Below are 21,805 nucleotides of genomic sequence, written 5' to 3'. Positions count from 1 at the left end.
ATACCGCAAGCCGGAAACGCGCACGGAAGAGGGCGTGCGGAGACGCCGGGAAGAGGGGCGAAGACGCGGTACACGGCGATTATGGCACTTGCGCAAAATGAGAACGCCAATACCGATTTGTTAGGGTGGGGCTTCATCGACAGGAGGCTTGATGTCTCGTCAGCCAGGCCAGACCTTAACCGACCGCACCCTCGTCATCTCCGGCGCAAGCCGGGGCATCGGGCTGGCCATTGCACTCGGTGCGGCCAGGCGTGGCGCGAACGTCGTGCTGCTGGCCAAGACCGCCGAACCGCACCCGAAACTCCCCGGCACCGTGCACACCGCGGTCGCGGAGATCGAGGCCGCCGGCGGCAAGGGCGTTGCCGTGGTCGGCGACGTGCGAAACGAAGAGGACGTGGCGCGCACCGTCGACAACGCGGTGGCGCACTTCGGCGGCGTCGACATCTGCGTCAACAACGCCAGCGCCATCGCCACCGACCCGACCGAGAAGCTGGCAGCCAAGAAGTTCGACCTGATGATGGACATCAACGTCAGGGGCACATTCCTGCTGACCAAGGCGTGCCTGCCTCACCTGCGAAAATCTTCGTCAGCGCACGTGCTGACGTTGGCGCCGCCGATGAACATGAGCCCGCACTGGCTGGGCGCGCACCCGTCGTACACGCTCTCCAAATACGGGATGACACTGCTGTCGCTGGGCTGGGCAGCCGAATATGCGGACGCCGGCATCGGTTTTGCCTGCCTCTGGCCCGAGACCTACGTCGCCACGTCGGCGGTGGCCAACTCGCCCAACTTCGAGTCGATGCTTGCCCGCTCACGCGACCCGCAGATCATGGGCGACGCCGCCGCAGAGATATTCTCCCGGCCCGCTGCCGAGGTGAACGGCAAGTGTTACATCGATTCGCAGGTCCTCGTCGAGTCCGGCGTCACCGACCTGTCGGGCTATGGCGGCGGCGATGACCCCATCCTTGATATCTTCGTCGACAAATCATGAGCTTTTCTTTGCTGCTCGAGATGGCCTCCTCGAGCGATCCCGACCGGACCGCGGTGGTCTCCGGCGACATCCGGTTGACCACAGAAGAACTCAGCGCACTTGCCGACGGTGGGGCCGGGGTCATCGCGGCGTCCGGCGCGCAGCACGTCGCCTACGTCGGCACCGGCGGGGCGATGCTGCCGCTGTTGCTCTTCTCCGCCGCGCGGGCCGCAGTTGCGCTCACCCCGCTCAACTATCGGCTCAGCGGCGACGGACTGCGTGAGCTGATCGATCGGCTGCCAACACCGCTGGTCGTCGCCGACGCCGAATACCTGGATGTCGTCGCGGGCGCGGGCAAGCTGGTTATCGCCGCAGACGAGTTCGTCGAAGCGGCCCGCACCGCTGAGCCGGCATCCGAGTTCGCCGACCCCGACGAGATCGCCGTCGTGCTGTTCACGTCGGGCACCACTTCGCGACCCAAGGCCGTCGAGCTGACGCACAACAACCTGACGAGCTACGTGACCGGCACCGTGGAGTTCGGCTCGGCGTCGCCCGATGACGCCGCACTGATCTGTGTGCCGCCGTATCACATCGCGGGCGTCAGCGCGGCGTTGTCGAACTTGTACGCGGGCCGGAAGATGGTCTACCTCAACAAGTTCGATCCCTCAGAGTGGGTTCGGCTGGTGGCCGACGAGGGCATCACCACGGCAACCGTCGTGCCGACGATGCTCGATCGCATCGTCTCTGTGCTCGAACGCGACCCAACCGACCTTCCGACGCTTCGGAACCTCGCGTACGGCGGGTCGAAGGTCGCGCTGCCTCTTGTCCGCAAGGCGCTCGAGCTGCTGCCAAGCGTTGGTTTCGTCAACGCGTACGGCCTCACCGAGACCAGTTCGTCGATCGCTGTGCTCACGCCCGACGACCACCGCGAGGCGCTCACCGCGGCGGACCACGCTGTCGCCCGCAGGCTCGGCTCGGTCGGTCAGCCGGTGCCCGGCGTCGAAGTTCAGATCCGGGCCGACGACGGCACGGTTCTCGGCGCGGGAGAGACGGGCGAGCTGTTCGTCCGCGGCGAGCAGGTGTCGGGCCGGTACGCCGAGATCGGTTCGGTGCTCGACGCGGAGGGCTGGTTCCCGACCAAAGACGTTGCGATGCTGGACGAAAGCGGATACCTGTTCATCGGTGGCCGCTCCGATGACACCATTATCCGTGGCGGCGAGAACATCGCGCCCGCCGAGATCGAGGACGTCCTCGTCGAGCACCCTCATGTACACCTGTGCGCCGTCGTCGGACCAGAGGACCCCGAGTGGGGCCAGATCATCGTTGCGGTTGTGGTGCCCGCCAAGGGCGCGAACCCCGACCCCGACGAGCTGCGCGAGTACGTTCGAAAGAGTCTGCGCGGATCCAGAACACCCGACCGGGTGGTCTTCCGTGAAGAGTTGCCTACCACCCCGACCGGCAAGGTGCTGCGGCGCGAGCTTGTCGCCGAATTCACAAGGAGCACAGCATGATCAAGAATGGCACCCGCTTACAGAGCCAAGTGTGCGACACCCAGGTCATCGTCGTTCGATCTGCCGACAGCCTCGACGACCTGCGGGCGGGCGGCGCGCCGATGGTGCCGATCGACCAAGAGGTCTCCGCCGATCTCACGCTTGACCCGACGTTGTCGGACGGGAACTTGATGGGCAAGCGCTACGTCGACGAGAACGGCGCCGAGGTGCTCGTGACCAAGGCGGGTAAAGGCACGCTGTCGGTCGGGACGACCGCGTTGACCATCAAGGAAGCCAAGCCACTTCCGGCCAGCGACTGAGCCGATGCCCGCGCAGTCGGCCGCTTCGACGCGGGCGTCGCGCCCAAGTAGTTAGACGCGTGAAGTTAGTTCGCGGGCCTAACAGGGAACACCGGCTTCATGGGCGGACACAGTCCGGCGACCGCGCACGTCGCAGAGTCCGGCATGGCCGATGCGCGCGCCCGCATTCGCCTCGGCGAGCACACCGGACCGACCAGCGGGCTGGCGACCGGATACGCGCAGGCCAACCTGGTCATTCTGCCGGAAGAGGACGCACTCGACTTCGCGCGCTTCTGTGTGCGCAACCCCAAGCCGTGTCCACTCCTCGAGGTCACTGACGCCGGTTCACCGAACCCGACCGCGCTGTCGCGCGACGCCGATCTGCGGACCGATCTCCCCCGATACCGCGTGTTCTCCGACGGTGCACTGGTCGACGAGCCGACGGACGTCACACGCTACTGGCGCGACGACCTGGTGAGCTTCCTGCTGGGCTGCTCCTTCACGTTCGAATTCGCTCTCGCCGCCGCCGGTATCCCGCTGGCACACCAGCGCCAGGGCGTCAACGTTCCGATGTACACCACCGATCGCCGCTGTATGGGTGCGGGCGCGTTCGAGGGCCCGCTGGTGGTGTCGATGCGGCCTTTCGCGCCCGACGACGTCGGGCACGCGGCCAAGATCTCCTCCCGGTTCCCTGCCATGCATGGCGGACCCGTGCACATCGGCGATCCCGCGGCGCTCGGCATCACCGATCTCGGCGCACCCGACTTCGGCGACCCGGTGACGATCGCACCGGGCGAGGTGCCGGTGTTCTGGGCGTGCGGCGTGACACCTCAAGCAGTCGTCATCGCGGCCAGAACGTCACTGGCCATCTTCCACGCCCCCGGCCACATGTTCATCACCGACCGACCGCACGCCGACTACGACTCCCAGGGAGAAGCGCCATGACAATGCATGACGAGCAGGTCTCACATCGGCATCCCGAAGCGTCGGATGTTCGAAAGGCGGTGCGGGGCGCGGCGATCGGCAACACGGTCGAGTGGTTCGACTTCGCGATCTACAGCGTCCTCGCCACTTTCATCGCCGATAAGTTCTTCCCGTCCGGCAATGACACCGTCGCGCTGCTCAACACCTTCGCGATCTTCGCGGCGGCATTCTTCATGCGGCCGATCGGCGGCTTCTTCTTCGGACCGTTGGCGGACCGAATCGGCCGCCAGCGCGTGCTGGCGATCGTGATCCTGCTGATGTCGGCCTCGACGTTCGCGATCGGCCTGGTGCCGAGCTACGACACCATCGGCGTGGGCGCCCCACTGATACTTCTGCTTCTGCGCTGCCTGCAAGGCTTTTCGGCGGGCGGCGAGTACGGCAGCGGCGCCTGCTACCTGGCCGAGTATGCGCCGGACAAGCACCGCGGCTTCGTCGTCTCGTTCCTGGTGTGGTCGGTGGTCGTGGGCTTCCTGCTCGGCTCGATCACCGTCACCGTGCTGCAGGCGATTCTCTCCGAGGACGCAATGAGCGCCTACGGGTGGCGCATTCCGTTCCTGCTTGCGGGCGTGCTCGGCAGCGTCGGCCTCTACATCCGGTTGCGGCTGAGCGACACCCCGGAATTCGAAGAGCTGCGCGACGAAGGTGAAGTTTCCGAGTCGCCGCTGAAGGAAGCGCTCACGACGTCGTGGCGGCCCATCCTGCAGATCTTCGGGTTGGTGGTCATTCACAACGTCGGCTTCTACACGGTGTTCACTTTCCTGCCGAGCTACTTCACCAAGACGCTCGAATTCACCAAGATGGATGCGTTCATTTCGATCACTGTCGCCAGCGCCGTAGCACTCGTACTCATCCCTCCGTTGGGCGCCCTTTCCGACCGGATCGGACGCAAGCCCATACTGATCGCGGGCGCGGTCGGATTCATCGTCTTCGCCTATCCGCTGTTCCTGCTGCTGAATTCGGGCTCGCTGGCCGCGGCGATCGCCGGGCACGCGGGGCTGGCGGTGGTCGAGGCGGTATTCGTGTCGGCGTCGCTGGCCGCGGCGGCGGAGTTGTTCGCCACCAGGGTGCGCTCGGGCGCCTACTCCATCGGCTACAACATGTCGGTCGCGATCTTTGGCGGCACGGCACCATATGTCGCGACCTGGCTGACCGACCGCACAGGCAATCCGCTTGCGCCTGCGTACTACGTGATCATCGCGGCGGTCGTCTCGCTCGCGACGGTGTTGACGATGCGTGAGACGTCGAAGCGTCCCTTGCGCAAACTCGTCACGGACTAGTCCACATGAGTCCGCGCATCGTCGCGGACTGCGGGATGTCGTCGACGGAGATCAGCCCCTTGGGGGCGTTGCAGACCCAGTCGATCGCGTTGACGACGCGACCTGCCGTTGAGATGCAACCGGCATCTGTGGAATCGAGTAGCGGATGAGATACGTGGGTGTTGATCTCCACCCTCGGCTCGCCCTCGACGATGACGCGGTGTACACCGGTGTGACCATCGGGCGGATATTCCCATTCGGGCGCCGCGGCGTTGGTCAGCCGCGTGACGTGCTCGAGGGTGATCACCGGTACACCGTCGCGAACACCCTCGGTGGCGAATCGAACCGCAGCCATCCCACCGGGTTCCACCGTCATCATCGTGCAGTCGATGCGCTCCTTGGTGTACCACCGCTCGGACCGCTCACGCACTTCGTCGAGTTCGATGCCGAGATTGCCTGCCAGGCTGCGCACCTGACCGCCCCACATCGACATGATGACACCGGGCAGGAAGGCCAACGGCGTCTCGTCGTCGGGCGTCATCCCGAAGCCCATTGAGACACCGGTGAACTCGGCGTCGTCGTAGTTCCCGTAGTCAAAGATCTCCTGGACGAAAATGGAATCGACGCGGGTGGTCAGGCTGACGGCCGAGTGAACCAGCGTGTCGCCGGAGAAGCCGGGATCGATCCCGTTGACGTACAGTGACGAATCCCCCGCTTCGCACGCCTTCTGCATCGGACCCAGCAACCACTCGTCGGCATAGCGGGGTGCGACCAGCCAGACCATCGAGGTGGCAACCACATTCGTGCCCGCCGACAGAAACTTCGTCATCTGGTCGATGGCCTCCATCGGCCGCGTTTCCCCCCGCGACGTGTAGACGACGCAATCGGCTCCGAGGCCGACAAGCGCGTCCACGTCGTCGGTCGCGATGACGCCGGTCGGCGTGTCCAGCCCGCACAACTCGGACGCGTCCCTGCCGATCTTGTCGGGGCCAGAGGCGTGCACCCCGACCAGCTCGAGATCCGGGCGCCCGATGATCGCCTGCAGCGAATGACGTCCCACATTTCCGGTGGAGAACTGAATTACTCTGCGCATGGTCGCTCTCAGTAGTCGCGTACGGGCACGGACATCGCGCCCTCATCTAACGTCTGATGCTGACTCAGGTCAATGATCGCGCAGTAGAATCTAGCCGGGAGAGGTCCCTTGACAGAAAGACGGAGGATGGCAGCGGAGCGGCCCTCGGCACGAGAGGCGAAGCGATTGCAGACGCGCGAGCGCCTGCTGGGCGCGGCGATCGCGGAGTTCAAACGGTCAGGGATGGCCGAGGCCGATGTCGGCGCCATCGTCGCCGCGGCAGGCGTTGCCCACGGCACCTTCTTCTTCCATTTCCCCACCAAGGAACACGTTCTTCTCGAGCTGGAACAACGCGAAGAACAGCGGCTCGCCAACCAGTTCAGCCGCTTCCTGCGGACGGAGCACGACCTCAAAGCATCACTGGTGGAAGCGGTGCGGCTGGTGGTGGCGCTGGAGCGGCGACTTGGCGCGTCATTGTTCAAGGATTTTCTCGCGCTGCACTTCTCACAGACCCGCCCACCGACAGAGGACGGTAGGAACCACGCCCTCATCGTGCAGGTCGCCCAGGAGATCGAGACGGCTCAGGCCGATGGCCACGCAGCGAGCGACGTCAATCCCATGAACAGCGCCGTGTTCTTCCTTCTCGGGCTCTACGCGCTGCTGACCACCACGACTGCATGGCCGAGGCGGGCGGCGATGCTCGACGACTACGTGGCCAGGACGCTGCGCAGCATGCAGCCGTAACCCCGGCGCGGAACCGGCGCCCGGTTCGCTTACTCAAGTCATTGACTTCAGTCAGTCTTTGGACTACAACAAGGGGGCGTCGAGCCGCGGGAGGGGGAACATGAATCTGCCTACGTTGAACCTGCGCGGCCGGGGCGGCACCCCATCGGTGAGTGGGAGCATGTCGCTCGACGACCACGACGAGCAGTCGCGGCTCGCCCAACGCCAGGCCGACAAATGGCTGATCTCGGGCAGCATCCTGATCGGCACTGCGGCGCTCGGAATCTTCGGCCTCCCGCTCTTCCTGCGGGGAGTGTGGCTGCTGCGGCGCGCACAGCGGGACGGCCTGTCGGTGCGGCCGATGCTGGTCACCCTGCTCGGATATCTGGTCATCATCGACGCCGCCATCAACACGGTGGGCTGGGCCCTCGACATGGTCGCCAACCACACGCTGCTGGCCCGCGTGCTGCTGACCGGCTGGGGCAACATGTTCGACGCCGGCTACTTCTGGCACTTCAACGAGCTGTGGATCGGCGGCGCCGCAGGACCCGGCGAAAAGGGCTGGGAGATCGGCCTCATCTTCACCGTCTTCACCATGCGGATCGCGGCGGCGATCGGCTTCCTGCAGATGAAGCGCTGGGGTCAGCAGTGGATGATCATCACCTGCTGGATGGGCGTGGTGATCTGGTGCGGCTACGTCTTCAACATGACCATGTTCGCCGACGTGCGCTTCGCGGGCGTCGTGCTGCCGGTCATCGGTTGGTGGCTATACGACATCTTCTACATCACACCGTTTCTCGCGATCCCCTACCTGCATTCCGTCAATCGCGAAATCTTCTCCGACTGAGTGCCCAACGCCATGACAACCCCGGTCAAAGCCACCTCGCGGGACACCCGCAGACTGCAGACGCGACAGCGAATCCTTGGCGCCGCCATTGCCGAGTTCAAGCGGTCCGGCATGGCAGCCGCCGACGTCGGCGCCATCGTCGCCTCCGCGGGTGTCGCACACGGCACCTTCTTCTTCCACTTCCCCACCAAGGAACACGTGCTGCTCGAGTTGGAGGCCCGCGAGGAGGCACGGCTGGCCGCCGAGTTCGCCCGATTCCTGAAAGACCCTCATGACCTGGCCACCACCCTGGCAAGAGTCAAGGAGCTGGTGATCTCCGTCGAGGACCGGCTCGGCAGCCTGCTGTTCAAAGATGTTCTTGCGCTGCATTTCTCACCATCACGCCCACGCCACGACGAGGTGTGGACCGACCATCCGGTGATCGTGCAGTTGGTCGAGGAGATCGATCGTGCACGAGAACACGGTGAAGCGCATCCGGATGTGGATGCCTTCTGCAGCGCGGTCTTCTTCCTGCTTGGCGTGTATGGGGTGCTCAGCACCACGTCGAGCCAGGCGGCTCGCGACACCATGCTCACCGAATTGGTCGCCACCGCGGTCCGCAGCCTGGAGGTCCGATGACCTCATCTTCCATCACGTCCAAGGAGGTCTAGTTATGGCATATCTATGGGAGATCCTGCGCTATGTCGGCGCATGGGGCGGAACCATATTGATCATCTGGTTCTGGTACTGGATGTTCTCCAACATCGGAACGTTCTGAGTTCGCATGACCGATCTGTCGGATGCCCATGCGATGGCACTGGAGCGCAGCTATGCCGTAACGGCGGTTGCGCTGAGTGAGCAGCGTCGCGAGGGCGTCCGGTTGATCACGGGCACGCACCGGATATTCGGTTTGAACGCCGGGCTCACGCACGTCCACGTCCCCTTTCCTGCGCGTTCCGATTGGACCCGCAGGACCCTGACATGCGGTATCGCACTGCAGTGTTCGCCGTCGAAGGATCGCCTGACCGAATATCGGATCAACGAGCTGTCGGCACGCGAACTCCGTGCGCTGGTGATCGTTGAAGCAGGCGTCGCTATCGGATGGATCGCCTCGCGCTGGCCCGGGCTGCTGACGGAGCTCGCGCGGGTGGTGCCCGAAGTCAACGGAGCCGCCGCCGACACGGATGCTCCGACGATGCTGACCGAGGCGATCGCGCTGGCACAGACGAGCCAGCCGCTGGACGTTCATCCGCTGTTGGGCACACTGCCGTTGGCGTACACGATGCCGCAGGGGCTGGCCGACAAACTGCGCCGCAGCTTCGGCCGGATGCCGTGGACCACGATGCAGAAGCGCCTTCCCCGACCGTATTCCGTTCCGGTCGGCGGTGACGGTGGCGTGCGCAACCCGAATCTGCCGCCGCCGAGCCGACCGCAGGACAACGACATCGACATCACTCCGGAACACCGGCCAGGGATCCCCTATCCCGAATGGAACATGTGGACCGAGCGTTTCATGCGTGACCACGTCGCGGTACTGGAGAAGGTGGACACCCACACCACACGCCAGCCGGTGCCGGTAGCCGCGGACCTACGGAAATGGTTTGAAGAACACACCCACCGAGCGATGACTGGGCGTCTCGAAGACGGGTCCGACCTCGACGTCGCGCAGTACGTCAGCCACTACATCGACCTGACCACAGGCGAGGCAACCGAGCCGCGCATCTTCCGCGAGCTGCTGCCCAGCAGCCGTGACGTCGCCACCGCCTTGCTCCTCGACGGCAGCTCGTCGCTGGGCGTGCACGGCGGACGGATCTTCCGGCTCGAGTTGTCCTGTGCCGATGCCCTTTCCCGTGCGATGACGCTGGCCCGCGAACGGCACGGCGTCTTCGTGTTCACAGGCAACACCAGGCACCGGGTCGAGGTCCGGTGCCTCAAGGACTTCGAGGACCGCCGATTCGTCCCACCAAGCAAGCTCGGCCTTGCCACCGGCGGATACACCAGGCTCGGTGCGCCGCTTCGGCACTTGACCAGCCGGCTCCTCGCGCAGCCCTCCGAACGGCGCCTGTTGATCGTTATCGGCGACGGCCTGATCTCCGACGAGGGCTATGAGGGCCGGTACGCATGGGCCGACGCCGCCCACGCGGTCGAGGAAGCCAACGACGCCGGTGTCTCCGTGTACTACGTCGGCGTCGGGCCGACGCGCGTCGATCCGCTTCCAGAGGTGTTCGGGCCGAGGCGGTCCCAGCGCATCGGACGCGTCGAGGACCTACCCCGCGTGCTCGCCCATGTCCACCGCGAACTCGTTGCCGCGTGACAGGAAGTCGAGAAATGACATCAGACACCTACTTCGCCAACGGCAATGAAGTGCAGCTGTTCGAGCGGGCCTTCGGCCGCCACATCCCGGTCATGCTCACCGGTCCGACGGGGTGCGGTAAGACGCGGTTCGTCGAACACATGGGCGTGCTGCTCGAGCGACCCGTGGTGACGATCAGCTGCCACGACGACCTCACCAGTTCCGATCTCGTCGGTCGCTTCATGGTCACCGGCGGGGACGTGGTGTGGACCGACGGACCCCTCACCAGAGCGGTCAAGGCCGGTGCGATCTGCTACCTCGACGAGGTGGTCGAGGCGCGGCACGACTCGCTGGCGATCCTGCACTCGCTGACCGACCACCGCCGCGCCCTCTACCTGGACCGGGCCGACGAAGTTGTCGCAGCGCCAGACGAATTCATGCTCGTGTGTTCGTACAACCCCGCCTACCGCAGCTCGCTCAAGGAGCTCAAGCCATCATTTCGGCAGCGGTTCGTCACGCTTCCGATGCGGTATCTGCCTGCCGATCGCGAGGCCGAGGTGATCGTCGCCGAAGCGGGCATACCGCTGACTTCAGCCCAGCGACTCGTCGCATGCGCGGCGGGCATCCGAACCGCCGACGACGCCTTTCACTTCGAGCCGCCGTCGACCAGGGTGCTTGTCACTGCCGCCCAGTTGATCGCCGCAGGCGCAAGCGAATTCGACGCCGCAGAAGCAGCCATCCTCGCGCCGTTGAGCACCGACGGCGCCATCACCGACGGACTGCGCGAAATCGCCGCAGCAAGCCTGCTCTAGAAGGGAGTCATCGAATGGACCAGAAGGAACAGAAACGCAAGAGGGCGCTCATCGTCCTGCAGATCGTCATCTACGGCTATCTGCTGACCATGTTCGGTATCCAGCTCTACATGTCGTTCGCGAGGGGCTGGTGGGAGTTGTGAATCTGCCGTTGCTGAACCGGCGTTCGGGTGCGAAGACACCCGCGGCGCCCGACAGCCCAGTAAGCCTCGACGCGCACGACGACGAGTCACGCCATGCCCAGCGCCGCGCGGACAAGTGGATGATCGTCGGCGCGGCCCTGATGGGCATGTGGGCACCCGGCTTGATCGGCTTCCCGATCTTCATGCGCGGGGTGTGGCTGCAACGGCAGGCCCTGCGCGCGGGCCTCTCGGTACGGCCCATGATCGTCACGCTGATCGGGTATCTGGTCCTCATCGACGGGATGCTCAACAGCCTCGGCTGGGCACTCGACCTCGTCGCCAACCACACCCTGATCAACCGGGTGCTCATGGTCGGGTGGGGAAACATGTTCGACGCCGGCTACTTCTGGCACTACAACGAGCTGTGGGTGGGCGGCGCCGCCGGGCCGGGCGAGAAAGCCTACGTCGCGGGGCTGATCTTCACCGTGTTCTCAATGCGAGTGGCCGCGGCCATCGGGTTCCTGCAGATGAAGCGCTGGGGTCAGCAGTGGATGATCGTCACCTGCTGGATGGGCGTGGTGATCTGGTGCGCCTACGTCTTCAACATGACGATGTTCGCCGACGTGCGCTACGCCGGAGTCGTCTTCCCGGTGATCGGCTGGTGGCTCTACGACATCTTCTACATCACCCCCTTCCTGGCGATCCCCTACCTCCACACCGTCAACCGCGAAATCTTCTCCGACTGAACAGGTTTAAGGAGCACAGCATGACCACACCTGCCTCCACCGACGAACAGGCGCCCGCCGAGGACCTGGCGCCTGGTACCACGCCCTACTACGCCAACATGCACAAGTGGATCAAGCGTGCGGTGTTGGTGTGCCTGGTGGCACTCGTCATCGAAGGCGCCTTCACGCTGCCTTTCATGGCGGTGTATTACGGCTACCCGACCTTGAGCCTCACCCAGATCTGCAGTGAGCTGCTCAAGATCCGCTATTCCGACGACGCCCTTGAGTGCAAGTACCCCTACCCGCCACTCGGACCACCCGAGGGCGCGGAAGGCAAGGACACCGCCCAGGACCAGTGGGGCATCCAACCGACGCCCAAGTACCACCGGCTCGGCTTCCGCGAGCTCGTCAAGATCCACGACGAACGCCTGGCCCGCCAGGCCGCCGGACAGCAGGGCGGCTAGTGCGCAAGCAACCGGAAGAGCACGCGCAGAACTGGGATCTCCGCCACGAGGATTTCAACGACAACGACTTCCTCTACGACGTCTACTCGGTGATGCGGGACCGAGCGCCGTTCGCCCACACCGACGTTCCGTTTCTGTCCGCCACACCCGGTGGCGCCTGGGTGGCGGTGCGGTATGCGGACTGCTACAAGATCCTTCAGGACTGGGAACACTTCTCCAGCAACCCGACGCCGGAGGCGTCCGAACAACTCGCAGGCGACCTCATCATCACCCTTGACCCGCCGCGGCAGCAGAAGTTCCGCAAGGTGCTCAACCCCTACTTCTCGCCTGCCCGAATGAAGGCGTTGACACCTCAGATCCGTGGTGAGACGGACCGACTCATCGACACCTTCATTTCCGACGGTGCGGGCGATCTGGCCGATGTCGCGTGGCGGCAGCCTGGCATCGTCTTCTTCAAGTACCTCCTCGGCATGCCGATCGACGATGTCCCGTTGTGTATCGAGCTGACCGATACGGCGCTGAACGGACAGACCGAGGAGGCCCGGATGGCGGCATGGGGTGGGCTGTATCAGCACATCCACGGCGCGGTGTCGGCGCGATCCGGCGCGCCACCGCAGGACGACATGATCGACGTCCTTCTTGCCGCCGAGATCGACGGGGAGAAGCTGTCTTTCGCAGATGTCGTCTCCAACGCCATGCTCCTGGTACAAGCCGGCCTGGAAACCACGGCGAGCGCGATGTCGTTCGCATTCCACTACCTCGCAACGCATCCCGAGGAGCGCGACCGCCTCATTCGCGAGCCCGACATCATGCCGAAGGCCGTCGAAGAGCTGATCCGCTACGGCGGGTCGATCCACGGCATCCCGCGGACCGTCGCCAAGGAAGTCGTGTTGAACGGCCACACGTTCTGCCCAGGCGAATCGGTCCTGGTCAACTACGCCTCGGCCAATCGTGACGCCATCGAGTTTCCCGGCGCGGACCGCTGCGTCCTCGACCGTCAGGCGAACCGGCACCTCGGATTCGGCGCGGGCGTCCACCGCTGCCTCGGCTCGAACCTGGCGCGCCTGGAATTTCGTATCGGCATCGAACAGGTGTTGACGAGAATGCCCGACTACGAGTTGGCGCCCGGCAAGGATGCGGTGTTTCACGGGAACTCCGTCACCCGCGGATACCGCCGACTGCCCGTCGTGTTCAGCCCCGGCGAGAGGTCGACCGAATGACCCATCTGGTGCGCAAATGACCTCGAAGGACCCTCCGTCGCTCCATCACGTCGTCTTCGCGGTGGCGCTCGAGCGTCACGGCGCGGTGGCGCAGATGTTCACCGAACTCGGCTTCACCCTTGCGCAGGCCGAACTGACCGAGCTGGGGCTGCGTATCAACCTCGACTGGAACCGCGGAATAGAACTCATCAGCCCCCTTCCGGGATCGACCGAACCGGTCGCTGCATCGGTCAGCGAGTTCCTCGACACGATGGGCGACGGCATCTACACCGTCGTACTCCAGGTGCCCGAAGCCTCGTCGGCGCTGGCCGTTACCGACCGCTACGGCGCCAGTCTCCGATTTCGGCAGAAACTCGAGGGTGACGACAATCATCTCGAGGAGATCGACCTTTCGGTGCTCGATCTGCCATTGACCCTGCTGGACACCAACATTGGTGTGAACGCTGATGACTGACCCGAAGACCATTCCGTACGTCATGTACGAAGACCTGCCGATGGCCGCCGACCGCGGAGCGGGGTGGGCCAAGCTGCGGGAACTTGGTCCGGTCCTGCAGGGAGACGGCTGGTACTACCTCACCAACCGCGACGATGTGCTTGCCGCGCTGCGCAATCCGGAGGTCTTCTCGTCCACCCGGGCGTTCGACGACATGGTCAGCGACGTGCCGCTGGTTCCGCTGGCGTTCGATCCACCTGAGCACACCCGGTACCGCAGGATTCTGCATCCGTTCTTCAGCCCGCAGGCGCTCGGCGCGGCACTTCCGTCGTTACAAACCCAGGCGGCGGAGATCATCGCGGATATCGCGCAGCGTGACGAGTGCGAGGTGATGGCCGACCTGGCGACTCCATACCCGTCGCAGGTGTTCCTCACGTTGTTCGGCCTGCCGCTCGAGGACCGGGACAGGCTGATCGCGTGGAAGGACGCCATCATCGATCTCGGTCTCGAGCGAGATCCCGACAAGATCGACCTGGTTCCCGCAGCGCAGTTGTTCGGCTATCTCACCGAAGCTGTTAACGCACAACGACGGCAGCCCCGCGACGGAGTCCTGTCGCAGCTTCTTCACGGCGCAGAGACACTCACCGACGCCGAGGCGTTGGGGCTGTCTTTCGTCTTCATCCTCGCCGGACTGGACACGGTCACGTCGGCGATCGGCGCGACGATGGCCGAGTTGGCCCGCCGCCCCGACCTCTGTGAAGACCTACGCCAAAACCCGAACCGGGTAGCCGTTTTCGTCGAGGAGATGATCCGGCTGGATCCGGCGGCACCGGTAGTGGGACGCGTCACCACTCGTGACGTGACGGTCGCGGGCGTCACCCTGCCCGAGGGTGCGGAGGTCCGACTGTGTCTCGGCGCGATCAACCGTGACGGCAGCGACGCAGTGTCCGGAGACGACCTGGTGATGGATGACAAGCTGCACAAGCATTGGGGATTCGGTGGCGGCCCGCACCGTTGTCTGGGTTCCCACCTGGCCCGCATGGAGTTGAAAATCGTCGTCACCGAATGGTTGCGCCACATAACGGAGTTCGAGCTCGCACCCGGATACCGGCCGGAGATCAAATGGCCGTCCGCGACGTGCACACTGCCATCCCTGCCGCTCCGGATAACCGCACGGGAGGGCGCATGACAGTCAACACCGTCAAACCCAGTGTCTTCGATGCCGGGCTTCCAACACTGAGCTACGACGTCACCGACGCCCCGCAGGAGATCTACCCGCAGTTCCGTGCGGCGCAACAACAGGCACCGATCGCGCTGGGCCCCATCGGACCCGAGGTGCTCTCCTACGAACTTGCGCGGACAGTGCTCCGCGACCCACAGTTCGTGGTGCCGGCCGGCATTCATTTGTCCGCGCACGGCATCACCTCGGGTCCGCTGTGGGACCGGGTGACCCGCAGCATCTTGAACATGGAGGGCGAGGAACACCGCCGACTGCGCAGCCTGGTGTCTCGGGCCTTCACGCCGCGGGCGACAGAGCGGATGCACGACACCATTCACTCGGTCATCAACGAGCTCATCGACAGCGTCATCGGCTCTGGCCATTGCGAATTCGTTGCCGACATCGCTCGGCCGTACCCGATACCGGTCATCTGTGCACTGTTGGGTGCGCCCCGCGAGGACTGGGAACAATTCTCCGGATGGGCCGAGGACATCTTCAAGATCGTCAGCTTCGACATCAACCTCGCCGAGGAAGAACCCGTCGTGCTCAAGGCGTGGGGCGAGTTCGACGACTACATCGACGGGATGATCGCGCAACGTCGACAGCGGTTGACCGACGATCTGCTCTCCGAGCTCATCCGCATCGAGGGCGATGGCGAACGGCTCGACGCCGCCGAACTGCGCATGCTCGCGTTCAGCATTCTGGTGGCTGGGACCGACACCACCCGAAGCCAATTGGCGGCGTCCATGCAGGTGCTGTGCGATCACCCCGAGCAGTGGGCACTGCTTCGCGACGAGCCCGACCTGGCGATGCGTGCCGTCGAGGAGACCATGCGTCACTCGCCCTCGATGTGTAGCACCGTGCGAAGCGCGATCGACGACGTTGCGATCGGCGAATACACGTTCCCTGCAGGCACATTCATCATCGTCAATACCTATGCGGCCAATCGCGATAGCGCCGTCTACGACGACCCGACGCGATTCGACATCACCCGCGACGAGCCTCCACCGATTCTGACCTTCGGCGGGGGTGTGCATTACTGCCTCGGCGCGAACCTGGCGCGGCTGGAACTCGCCGAAGCGCTGAAGATCCTCTCCCAGCGATTCCCGAACCCACGTCGGGTGGGAGAAGTGCCGTGGAAACCATTGCTCGGCCTGAGTGGGCCGACGAGTCTGACGATGGAGTTCGGTTGATGACCAACATATCTGAGGCACCGCCCGCCGTTGTCGCCCGCGAGGTCATCCCGTTCCGTGAGCGCAAGCAGGACATCGTGTTGTGGATCTTCTTTCTGGTCAATGTCATCTTCGTGACGTATCAGGCGGACATCGAGCAACTCGTCATCGGCGACCCGGACAACTTCACCTACCCGATGTGGCCCCCGGCCTACATGATCGACTTCCTGCACTGGTATTTCGAGAAGTACGACCCGCTGCTCTACGAGCGGCCCGTCTGGTACACCACGATCGTCTGGATCGACCAGGTCGTCTACGGCCCCTTCTACATCGCTGCGCTCTACGCGTTCTGGAAGGGCAAGGAATGGATCCGCAACTGGTCGATCATCTGGGCTTCGGTGATGCTCGCCACGGTCACCGTCATCCTCGGTGAGGAGATCGCCGGGCCGTTCGCGAGCGAGCACCTACCCCTCGTGCTTGCCACGAATGCGGGCTGGGTGATTGTCCCGATATGGGTGCTGATCCGGATGTGGCGGGAGCACCCGTTCACGCGCCCCGTCACAGCGAAAGTGAGCTAGCCATGGCGACGTTCGCAGCGCGCTACGGCTCTTGGGCCGTAGTAGCAGGCGCATCGGAAGGGCTCGGTGAAGCACTCGCACGAGGATGCGCCTTCCGCGGACTCAACGTCGTGCTCATCGCACGGCGCGTCGAGCTCGCGCAGCAGATCGCCGACGATATCGCCGCCACGACAGGCGTGCAGACGCGCGCGTTGCGAGCAGACCTCGCCGACCGTGACGACCTCGACAGAATCCTCGCCGAGCTCGTCGACCTGGACATCGGCCTGCTCATCTACAACGCCGCATTCTCCGTCGTCGGACCGTTCTGGAACTTCGACATCGACACTCACCTCAAGGAGATCGACGTCAACGTGCGCGGGCCGCTGGTGCTCAGCCACGGCTTCGGCGAGCGGTTCCGTGCCCGTGGTCGCGGCGGGATCATCCTGCTGTCGTCGATGGGGGCGCTGCAAGGAATGGTGCGAGTCGCGAATTACTCCGCGACCAAGGCGTACAACCTGGTGCTGGCCGAGGGGCTCTGGGCCGAGCTCCGCGACGACGGGGTCGACGTCCTGGTCAGCTGCGCGGGAGCGACACGCACCCCGAATTACGTGGCATCCGAGCCGGAGGACGCCAACGTGCCGGTCCAGGAGCCCGAACAGGTCGCCACCGAGACGCTCAACGCTCTCGGGAAGAGACCGACGGTGTTCCCTGCGCCCGTGCTACGTGTGACCCACTTTGCGTTCCGACATCTGATGGGACGCCGTATGGCGGTGCGCCTGATGGCCTATGCGAGCAACCGAACCTACAAGGAGCAGGACAGCTACAGCACCGGGGACCGCAACTGACCGACATCATCGTGGTGCGCCCTTGTCGCCATCTTTATAAAGATAATAAGATGGGCCGATGGATCGCGATCTGCTCGTCGACCTGACGGGTCGTGCACTCAAACTGGCGCGAGACAAGACGACCGACCTGGCCCCGGCCGAATACACCGTCCGAGCCGACACCTACACGTCGACCGAGCGGCACGCGCGGGACGTGGAGATGGTGCTCGCCAGCCCCCAGCTCGTCGGGTACGTCTCCGAACTGGCCAAGCCCGGCTCCTATTGCACGAAGACCGTGATGGGCCGGTCGATCCTGCTGACCCGTACATCGGACGGGTCGGTGAAGGCCTTCGAGAACGTGTGCCTGCATCGGCAGTCACAGATCACCGAAGGATGTGGCTCGGCGCGTCGACTCGTTTGTCCGTACCACGCGTGGAACTACGACCTCGACGGTAACCTGGTCGGCGTTCCCGGCAAGGAGGGCTTTCCCGAAAGTTCAACGGGCAGACAGAAGTTGGCCGAGCTCCCGACCACCGAATGCGCCGGCTTCCTCTGGATCGCGCTCGACCCCGACGCCACGCTCGACATCCCCGAATTCCTTGGGCCATTGGCCGACGAACTCGACTCGTGGGGCATCGGACGCTGGGCGCCGCTTGGCGAGAAGGTGCTGGACACGGCGATCAACTGGAAGCTCGCGATCGACACCTTCGCAGAGAACTACCACTTCGCGACCGTGCACAAGACCACCTTCGCAACCATCGCGCGCAGCAACTGCACGGTGTTCGACTCGTTCGGGCCACACCACCGGTTGGTGTTCCCCCTCAACGGCATCCTCGACCTCGAGGACGTCGGCGAAGAGCAGTGGGACCCGCTGCAGAACATGGTGGTCATCTACGCCTTGTTCCCCAATATCGTGCTGTCGGCGACGATCGCCAACGGCGAGCTGTTCCGGGTCTACCCGAGCGATGTGCCCGGTCGCTCGATAACCGTGCACCAGAACTCGACGCCGCTGGACCTGTCCGATGAGGCGACCGCCGCCGGTGCACAGGCCGTGTTCGAGTACGCTCACGGCACAGTCCGCGACGAGGATTACGCGCTGGTCGAGAAGCTACAGGCCAACCTCGCGTCCGGCGTGCGGGAGCATCTCGTGTTCGGCCGCAACGAACCGGGGCTGCAACATCGGCACGAGACGTGGGCGAACGCCGTCAGCGCTGCTCCTCGATGAGCCGCGCCACTTCTTCGCGCTCCCCCGGCTCGGCCGCATCCAGCACGTCGGCCAGTTCCCATGCCCGATACAACGCCAGGGACCGTTCGTAGAATGCGAAGCCGCTGACCGGCTCCCCGCGAAACGTGCCTCGATACCGATACGGGCCCTCCATGTATTCCAGCGGCAAGCCGTGCGCGGGAGCAGGCACCAGCGGCTCCCCCGTCAAGTCCAGGTCGAGCTTTCGCGACGTCAGGCGGTGGCGGTCGGGCATGAACCGCGCCTTGGCCGGCGGCGGTACCAATGTGCGGATCGACTCGGGCCAGCGCACGTAACTGGTGACGGTGACCTCGATGTCGTCCGCATACTCCGGGTCGGCGTCCGGCGAGCTCGTCGTGGCACCCGAAAACGGCTGCAGCGCATTGCCGTTGGTCCGATCGAACTGCCGCCAGATGCTCAGGTCGACGTCGTTGTCCAGGTTGATCGTGCGCCATTCGTGGGCCCGGAAACGGATGTCGCCGGTTCCGCCACCGTCGTTGGCCACCAAGGGAAACCACTGCCGGTCGACGTGTCCGGTGGTCCCGGTGACGTTCTCGGCCACCGGACCCCACGACAGCGTGCCGGTCATCGTCATACCGGTCTGAAAGTAGGAGTACGTGGTCGCCTGCCCGAAGCATTCGACCACCCCGTTGTATGCCGCGGCACCCAGCGGCACCGGCGCGCGCGACGGCGTCACGCGCAGGTCCAACCGCATCTCTGCACCGTCCTGGTCGGTCCCGCAAAAGGTCACGTCGTACGTGTAGGGCAGCAGTTCGCCCGCCTCGTCCCTGCAGGTGCGCCACACCGCGGTCCCAACACCGCTGTCATACGTCAAGTCCAGGTGCTCGTCGACCACCGTGAGCTTCGGCGGCACATCGCTGTTCTTGGTCGTCGACGGCATGTCGTAGTCGGTGTAGGTGCCATACGTACCGTTGTCGAGATCGAAAAGCGCGAGCGTGTAGAAGTCCGCGACGATGGCCTGCCCGGGCCGGTTCTTGTTGAAGATGGTCAGGAAGGCGAACTTCCGATCGGAATCACCGGTCAATTCGCCTGCGAGAAACCAGGTGTCCGACTCGCATGCGGGGTGGTTGGCCTCGGCGGCGGGAAAGACGAAATGCGGGTCACCCGGCACCAACTCGAACGGATACCGACGCCAGTCATCACCCACGGGCACTCCCAGATTTCCTTTATTGCTATGTTAGCAGTAATAGCAACTTTAGCCGACGGGCGGTGACGCCGTGAGATCCCTCACCTACGACCAGCTCTACATCGGTGGACGCTGGCAGGAGCCAGCGACCGGACAACGGATCTCGGTGATCTCCCCGCACACCGAGAAGCCGATCGGCGACACGCCGGAAGCCGCCCCCGAGGATGTCGACCGGGCAGTACTGGCCGCGCGCAAGGCATTCGACGAGGGTCCGTGGCCGCGGCTCCCGGTCTCGGAACGGATGGAGAAGATCGAGAAGCTTGCAACCGTCTACACCGCCAACGCCGAAGAGATGGCCGATCTCATCACCGCCGAGATGGGGTCGCCGCGCAGCTTCAGCAGGCTGGGCCAGGCGAACGGGGCCTTGTCGCAGATGTATCTGACGTTGGCCACCGCCAAGGACTTCGGCTGGGTCGAGCGCAGGCAGGGACTGTTCGGTGAGGTTCAGGTGCGGCGCGCTCCCGTCGGCGTCGTCGGCGCGATCGTGCCCTGGAACGTGCCTCAGGTGCTGATCATGCCGAAGATGATCCCCGCACTGATCGCCGGTTGCACCGTGATCGTCAAACCGGCCCCGGAGACTCCGCTGGACGCGATGTGGCTGGCCGAGATGCTGGACGATCTCGACCTTCCGGAGGGCGTGGTGTCGATCCTGCCCGGCGGTAGGGAGACCGGCGAGAGCCTCGTTCGTCACCCCGGCGTCGACAAGGTCGCGTTCACCGGATCATCGGCCACCGGAAGGCATATCGCCGCGGTGTGCGGTGAACAGCTCAAACGGGTCAGCCTCGAACTCGGCGGCAAATCTGCGGCGATCATCCTCGACGACGCCGACATCGACCACACCGTAAAACACCTCAAGATGGCCGGCCTGATGAACAACGGGCAGGCCTGCGTGGCGCAGACGCGAATCCTGGTCAGCGAAACCAGACACGACGAGGTCGTCGATGCGCTCGCCGACATGATCTCCCGCCTTGTGGTCGGCGATCCCGCCGACGAGTCGACCGACGTCGGGCCCCTTGTCGCCCAGCGCCAGCAGCAGCGCGTCCAGGGCTACATTCGATCAGGGATCGACGAAGGCGCCAAAGTCGTTGTGGGAGGACCTGATAAGCCGTACAACCGCGGCTGGTACGTCCGGCCGACGCTTTTCAGCCACGCCACCAACGATATGAAGATCGCCCGCGAGGAGATCTTCGGCCCGGTGCTGACCGTACTGCGCTACGCCGACGAGGCGGATGCGATCCGGATCGCCAACGACAGCGACTACGGACTGGCCGGGTCGGTCTGGACAGCCGATGTCGCCCACGGGCTGGAGATCGCCGCCGAGATCCGCACCGGCACTTACGGAATCAACATGTACCAGCTCGATACCAGTGCACCGTTCGGCGGGTTCAAGCAGTCGGGCATCGGGCGCGAGTTCGGACCCGAGGGGCTCGCGCAGTACACGGAGACGCAGTCGACGGTGACGGCGGGCAAGCTGCCGTAGAGCCGAGAGCCGCCGGTTATCCACAGTTGCGAGTTCATCCACAGGCAGCGGTTGACCTGGTGGTTTCGTCTGGGACTCAGAGTATATTCGTACATATGTTCGATTCGGAGTTCGCGGCGGCCAGCGATGCAGACGTCATCGCCGCGATCGAGGATGGGGTGCGCCAGGAGGCGATCGCCGGTGCGCGCCGGCTGGCCGCGATCGCCGAGTTGACCCGCCGCCGCGTCGACGCCGATGACGAGCGGGTGTGGTGGGCGTTCGACCCGTGGGACTCGGCGTGTGCCGAAGTGGCCGCGGCGATGGCGATCGGGTCGCGGCGCGCCTCGGGGCAGATGCGCATCGCCCAAGCGCTGCGCGACCGGCTACCCCAGGTTGCCGCGCTGGCGGGCAAGGGCGCACTCAGCAGCCGGCTGG

General features: G+C 64.7%; 24 protein-coding genes. 22 read left to right on the top strand and 2 right to left on the bottom strand.

Annotated elements, in window-relative coordinates; all coding sequences use genetic code 11:
- The first annotated feature begins 151 nt into the window (after positions 1 to 151).
- The 5 genes from D6M19_RS07290 (at position 152) to D6M19_RS07270 (ending at position 5,020) form a co-directional block, all read left to right on the top strand.
- Positions 152 to 991, top strand: a complete 840-nt coding sequence (locus D6M19_RS07290) for an SDR family oxidoreductase (protein ID WP_123024535.1) — start codon at positions 152 to 154, stop codon at positions 989 to 991.
- Entirely contained in the window at positions 988 to 2,481 is a 1,494-nt protein-coding gene (locus D6M19_RS07285) for a class I adenylate-forming enzyme family protein (protein WP_123024534.1), read from the top strand. The genes D6M19_RS07290 and D6M19_RS07285 overlap by 4 nt, the downstream gene beginning before the upstream one ends.
- Positions 2,478 to 2,780: a hypothetical protein gene (locus tag D6M19_RS07280; protein WP_123024533.1), complete on the top strand. Its 303-nt coding sequence runs from the start codon at positions 2,478 to 2,480 to the stop codon at positions 2,778 to 2,780. The genes D6M19_RS07285 and D6M19_RS07280 overlap by 4 nt, the downstream gene beginning before the upstream one ends.
- Before the next feature lie 99 nt (positions 2,781 to 2,879).
- A complete protein-coding gene (locus D6M19_RS07275) occupies positions 2,880 to 3,704 on the top strand; it encodes a putative hydro-lyase (protein WP_123024532.1) in 825 nt (274 codons plus the stop codon).
- Positions 3,705 to 3,706: 2 nt separating this feature from the next.
- Positions 3,707 to 5,020, top strand: coding sequence for an MFS transporter (locus tag D6M19_RS07270; protein ID WP_123024531.1), 1,314 nt, complete (start codon positions 3,707 to 3,709; stop codon positions 5,018 to 5,020).
- Here the strand turns inward: D6M19_RS07270 and D6M19_RS07265 are convergent.
- Positions 5,010 to 6,092, bottom strand: a complete 1,083-nt coding sequence (locus D6M19_RS07265) for an NAD(P)H-dependent amine dehydrogenase family protein (protein WP_123024530.1) — start codon at positions 6,090 to 6,092, stop codon at positions 5,010 to 5,012. The two genes, D6M19_RS07270 and D6M19_RS07265, sit on opposite strands and share 11 nt — an antisense overlap.
- A 126-nt stretch (positions 6,093 to 6,218) precedes the next feature.
- Between D6M19_RS07265 and D6M19_RS07260 the strand changes: the two genes are divergently transcribed.
- The 15 genes from D6M19_RS07260 (at position 6,219) to D6M19_RS07195 (ending at position 18,686) form a co-directional block, all read left to right on the top strand.
- The gene (locus tag D6M19_RS07260; RefSeq protein WP_123024529.1) at positions 6,219 to 6,815 is read left to right on the top strand and encodes a TetR family transcriptional regulator; all 597 of its coding nucleotides are present in this window, start codon (positions 6,219 to 6,221) and stop codon (positions 6,813 to 6,815) included.
- Positions 6,816 to 6,915: 100 nt separating this feature from the next.
- Positions 6,916 to 7,641 (top strand): hypothetical protein, encoded by a 726-nt coding sequence (locus D6M19_RS07255; RefSeq protein ID WP_123024528.1) that lies wholly within the window; start codon positions 6,916 to 6,918, stop codon positions 7,639 to 7,641.
- A gap of 12 nt (positions 7,642 to 7,653) precedes the next feature.
- Positions 7,654 to 8,259: a TetR/AcrR family transcriptional regulator gene (locus tag D6M19_RS07250; protein ID WP_123024767.1), complete on the top strand. Its 606-nt coding sequence runs from the start codon at positions 7,654 to 7,656 to the stop codon at positions 8,257 to 8,259.
- A 145-nt stretch (positions 8,260 to 8,404) separates the two neighbouring features.
- The gene (locus D6M19_RS07245) at positions 8,405 to 9,934 is read left to right on the top strand and encodes a nitric oxide reductase activation protein NorD (protein ID WP_123024527.1); all 1,530 of its coding nucleotides are present in this window, start codon (positions 8,405 to 8,407) and stop codon (positions 9,932 to 9,934) included.
- Positions 9,935 to 9,948: 14 nt separating this feature from the next.
- Positions 9,949 to 10,725, top strand: a complete 777-nt coding sequence (locus D6M19_RS07240; RefSeq protein ID WP_123024526.1) for a CbbQ/NirQ/NorQ/GpvN family protein — start codon at positions 9,949 to 9,951, stop codon at positions 10,723 to 10,725.
- A 14-nt stretch (positions 10,726 to 10,739) separates the two neighbouring features.
- A complete protein-coding gene (locus D6M19_RS35095) occupies positions 10,740 to 10,868 on the top strand; it encodes a hypothetical protein (RefSeq protein ID WP_268812303.1) in 129 nt (42 codons plus the stop codon).
- Positions 10,865 to 11,593 (top strand): hypothetical protein, encoded by a 729-nt coding sequence (locus D6M19_RS07235; RefSeq protein WP_234834745.1) that lies wholly within the window; start codon positions 10,865 to 10,867, stop codon positions 11,591 to 11,593. Before D6M19_RS35095 ends, D6M19_RS07235 begins: the two co-directional genes overlap by 4 nt.
- 20 nt (positions 11,594 to 11,613) lie before the next feature.
- Positions 11,614 to 12,036, top strand: coding sequence for a hypothetical protein (locus tag D6M19_RS07230; RefSeq protein WP_123024524.1), 423 nt, complete (start codon positions 11,614 to 11,616; stop codon positions 12,034 to 12,036).
- Positions 12,036 to 13,256: a cytochrome P450 gene (locus D6M19_RS07225; protein WP_123024523.1), complete on the top strand. Its 1,221-nt coding sequence runs from the start codon at positions 12,036 to 12,038 to the stop codon at positions 13,254 to 13,256. Before D6M19_RS07230 ends, D6M19_RS07225 begins: the two co-directional genes overlap by 1 nt.
- 16 nt (positions 13,257 to 13,272) lie before the next feature.
- A complete protein-coding gene (locus tag D6M19_RS07220) occupies positions 13,273 to 13,710 on the top strand; it encodes a hypothetical protein (RefSeq protein WP_123024522.1) in 438 nt (145 codons plus the stop codon).
- Positions 13,703 to 14,878 carry a cytochrome P450 gene (locus D6M19_RS07215; RefSeq protein ID WP_123024521.1) on the top strand — a complete coding sequence of 392 codons (1,176 nt, stop codon included), beginning with the start codon at positions 13,703 to 13,705 and terminating at the stop codon, positions 14,876 to 14,878. Before D6M19_RS07220 ends, D6M19_RS07215 begins: the two co-directional genes overlap by 8 nt.
- A complete protein-coding gene (locus tag D6M19_RS07210) occupies positions 14,875 to 16,101 on the top strand; it encodes a cytochrome P450 (RefSeq protein ID WP_123024766.1) in 1,227 nt (408 codons plus the stop codon). Before D6M19_RS07215 ends, D6M19_RS07210 begins: the two co-directional genes overlap by 4 nt.
- Positions 16,101 to 16,658, top strand: a complete 558-nt coding sequence (locus tag D6M19_RS07205; RefSeq protein WP_123024520.1) for an EXPERA domain-containing protein — start codon at positions 16,101 to 16,103, stop codon at positions 16,656 to 16,658. Before D6M19_RS07210 ends, D6M19_RS07205 begins: the two co-directional genes overlap by 1 nt.
- 2 nt (positions 16,659 to 16,660) lie before the next feature.
- Positions 16,661 to 17,482, top strand: a complete 822-nt coding sequence (locus tag D6M19_RS07200; protein WP_164478379.1) for an SDR family NAD(P)-dependent oxidoreductase — start codon at positions 16,661 to 16,663, stop codon at positions 17,480 to 17,482.
- 58 nt (positions 17,483 to 17,540) lie between these two features.
- The gene (locus D6M19_RS07195; RefSeq protein WP_123024518.1) at positions 17,541 to 18,686 is read left to right on the top strand and encodes an aromatic ring-hydroxylating oxygenase subunit alpha; all 1,146 of its coding nucleotides are present in this window, start codon (positions 17,541 to 17,543) and stop codon (positions 18,684 to 18,686) included.
- Here D6M19_RS07195 and D6M19_RS07190 read toward each other — a convergent pair.
- A complete protein-coding gene (locus D6M19_RS07190; protein ID WP_123024765.1) occupies positions 18,667 to 19,872 on the bottom strand; it encodes a lipocalin-like domain-containing protein in 1,206 nt (401 codons plus the stop codon). The two genes, D6M19_RS07195 and D6M19_RS07190, sit on opposite strands and share 20 nt — an antisense overlap.
- A gap of 70 nt (positions 19,873 to 19,942) precedes the next feature.
- On the opposite strand from D6M19_RS07190, the gene D6M19_RS07185 reads away from it, so the two are divergent.
- Together D6M19_RS07185 and D6M19_RS07180 are read left to right on the top strand one after the other, a co-directional pair.
- On the top strand, positions 19,943 to 21,391 hold the full coding sequence (locus D6M19_RS07185) for an aldehyde dehydrogenase (RefSeq protein ID WP_123024517.1): 1,449 nt from the start codon (positions 19,943 to 19,945) through the stop codon (positions 21,389 to 21,391).
- A 95-nt stretch (positions 21,392 to 21,486) separates the two neighbouring features.
- Positions 21,487 to 21,805: DUF222 domain-containing protein (locus tag D6M19_RS07180; protein WP_123024764.1), on the top strand; the 319-nt coding region annotated here is incomplete at its 3' end.

It is taken from the genome of Mycolicibacterium stellerae, from assembly GCF_003719305.1.
Taxonomy (GTDB): Bacteria; Actinomycetota; Actinomycetes; order Mycobacteriales; family Mycobacteriaceae; genus Mycobacterium; species Mycobacterium stellerae.
This window is presented reverse-complemented; position numbering and strand designations above follow the sequence as displayed.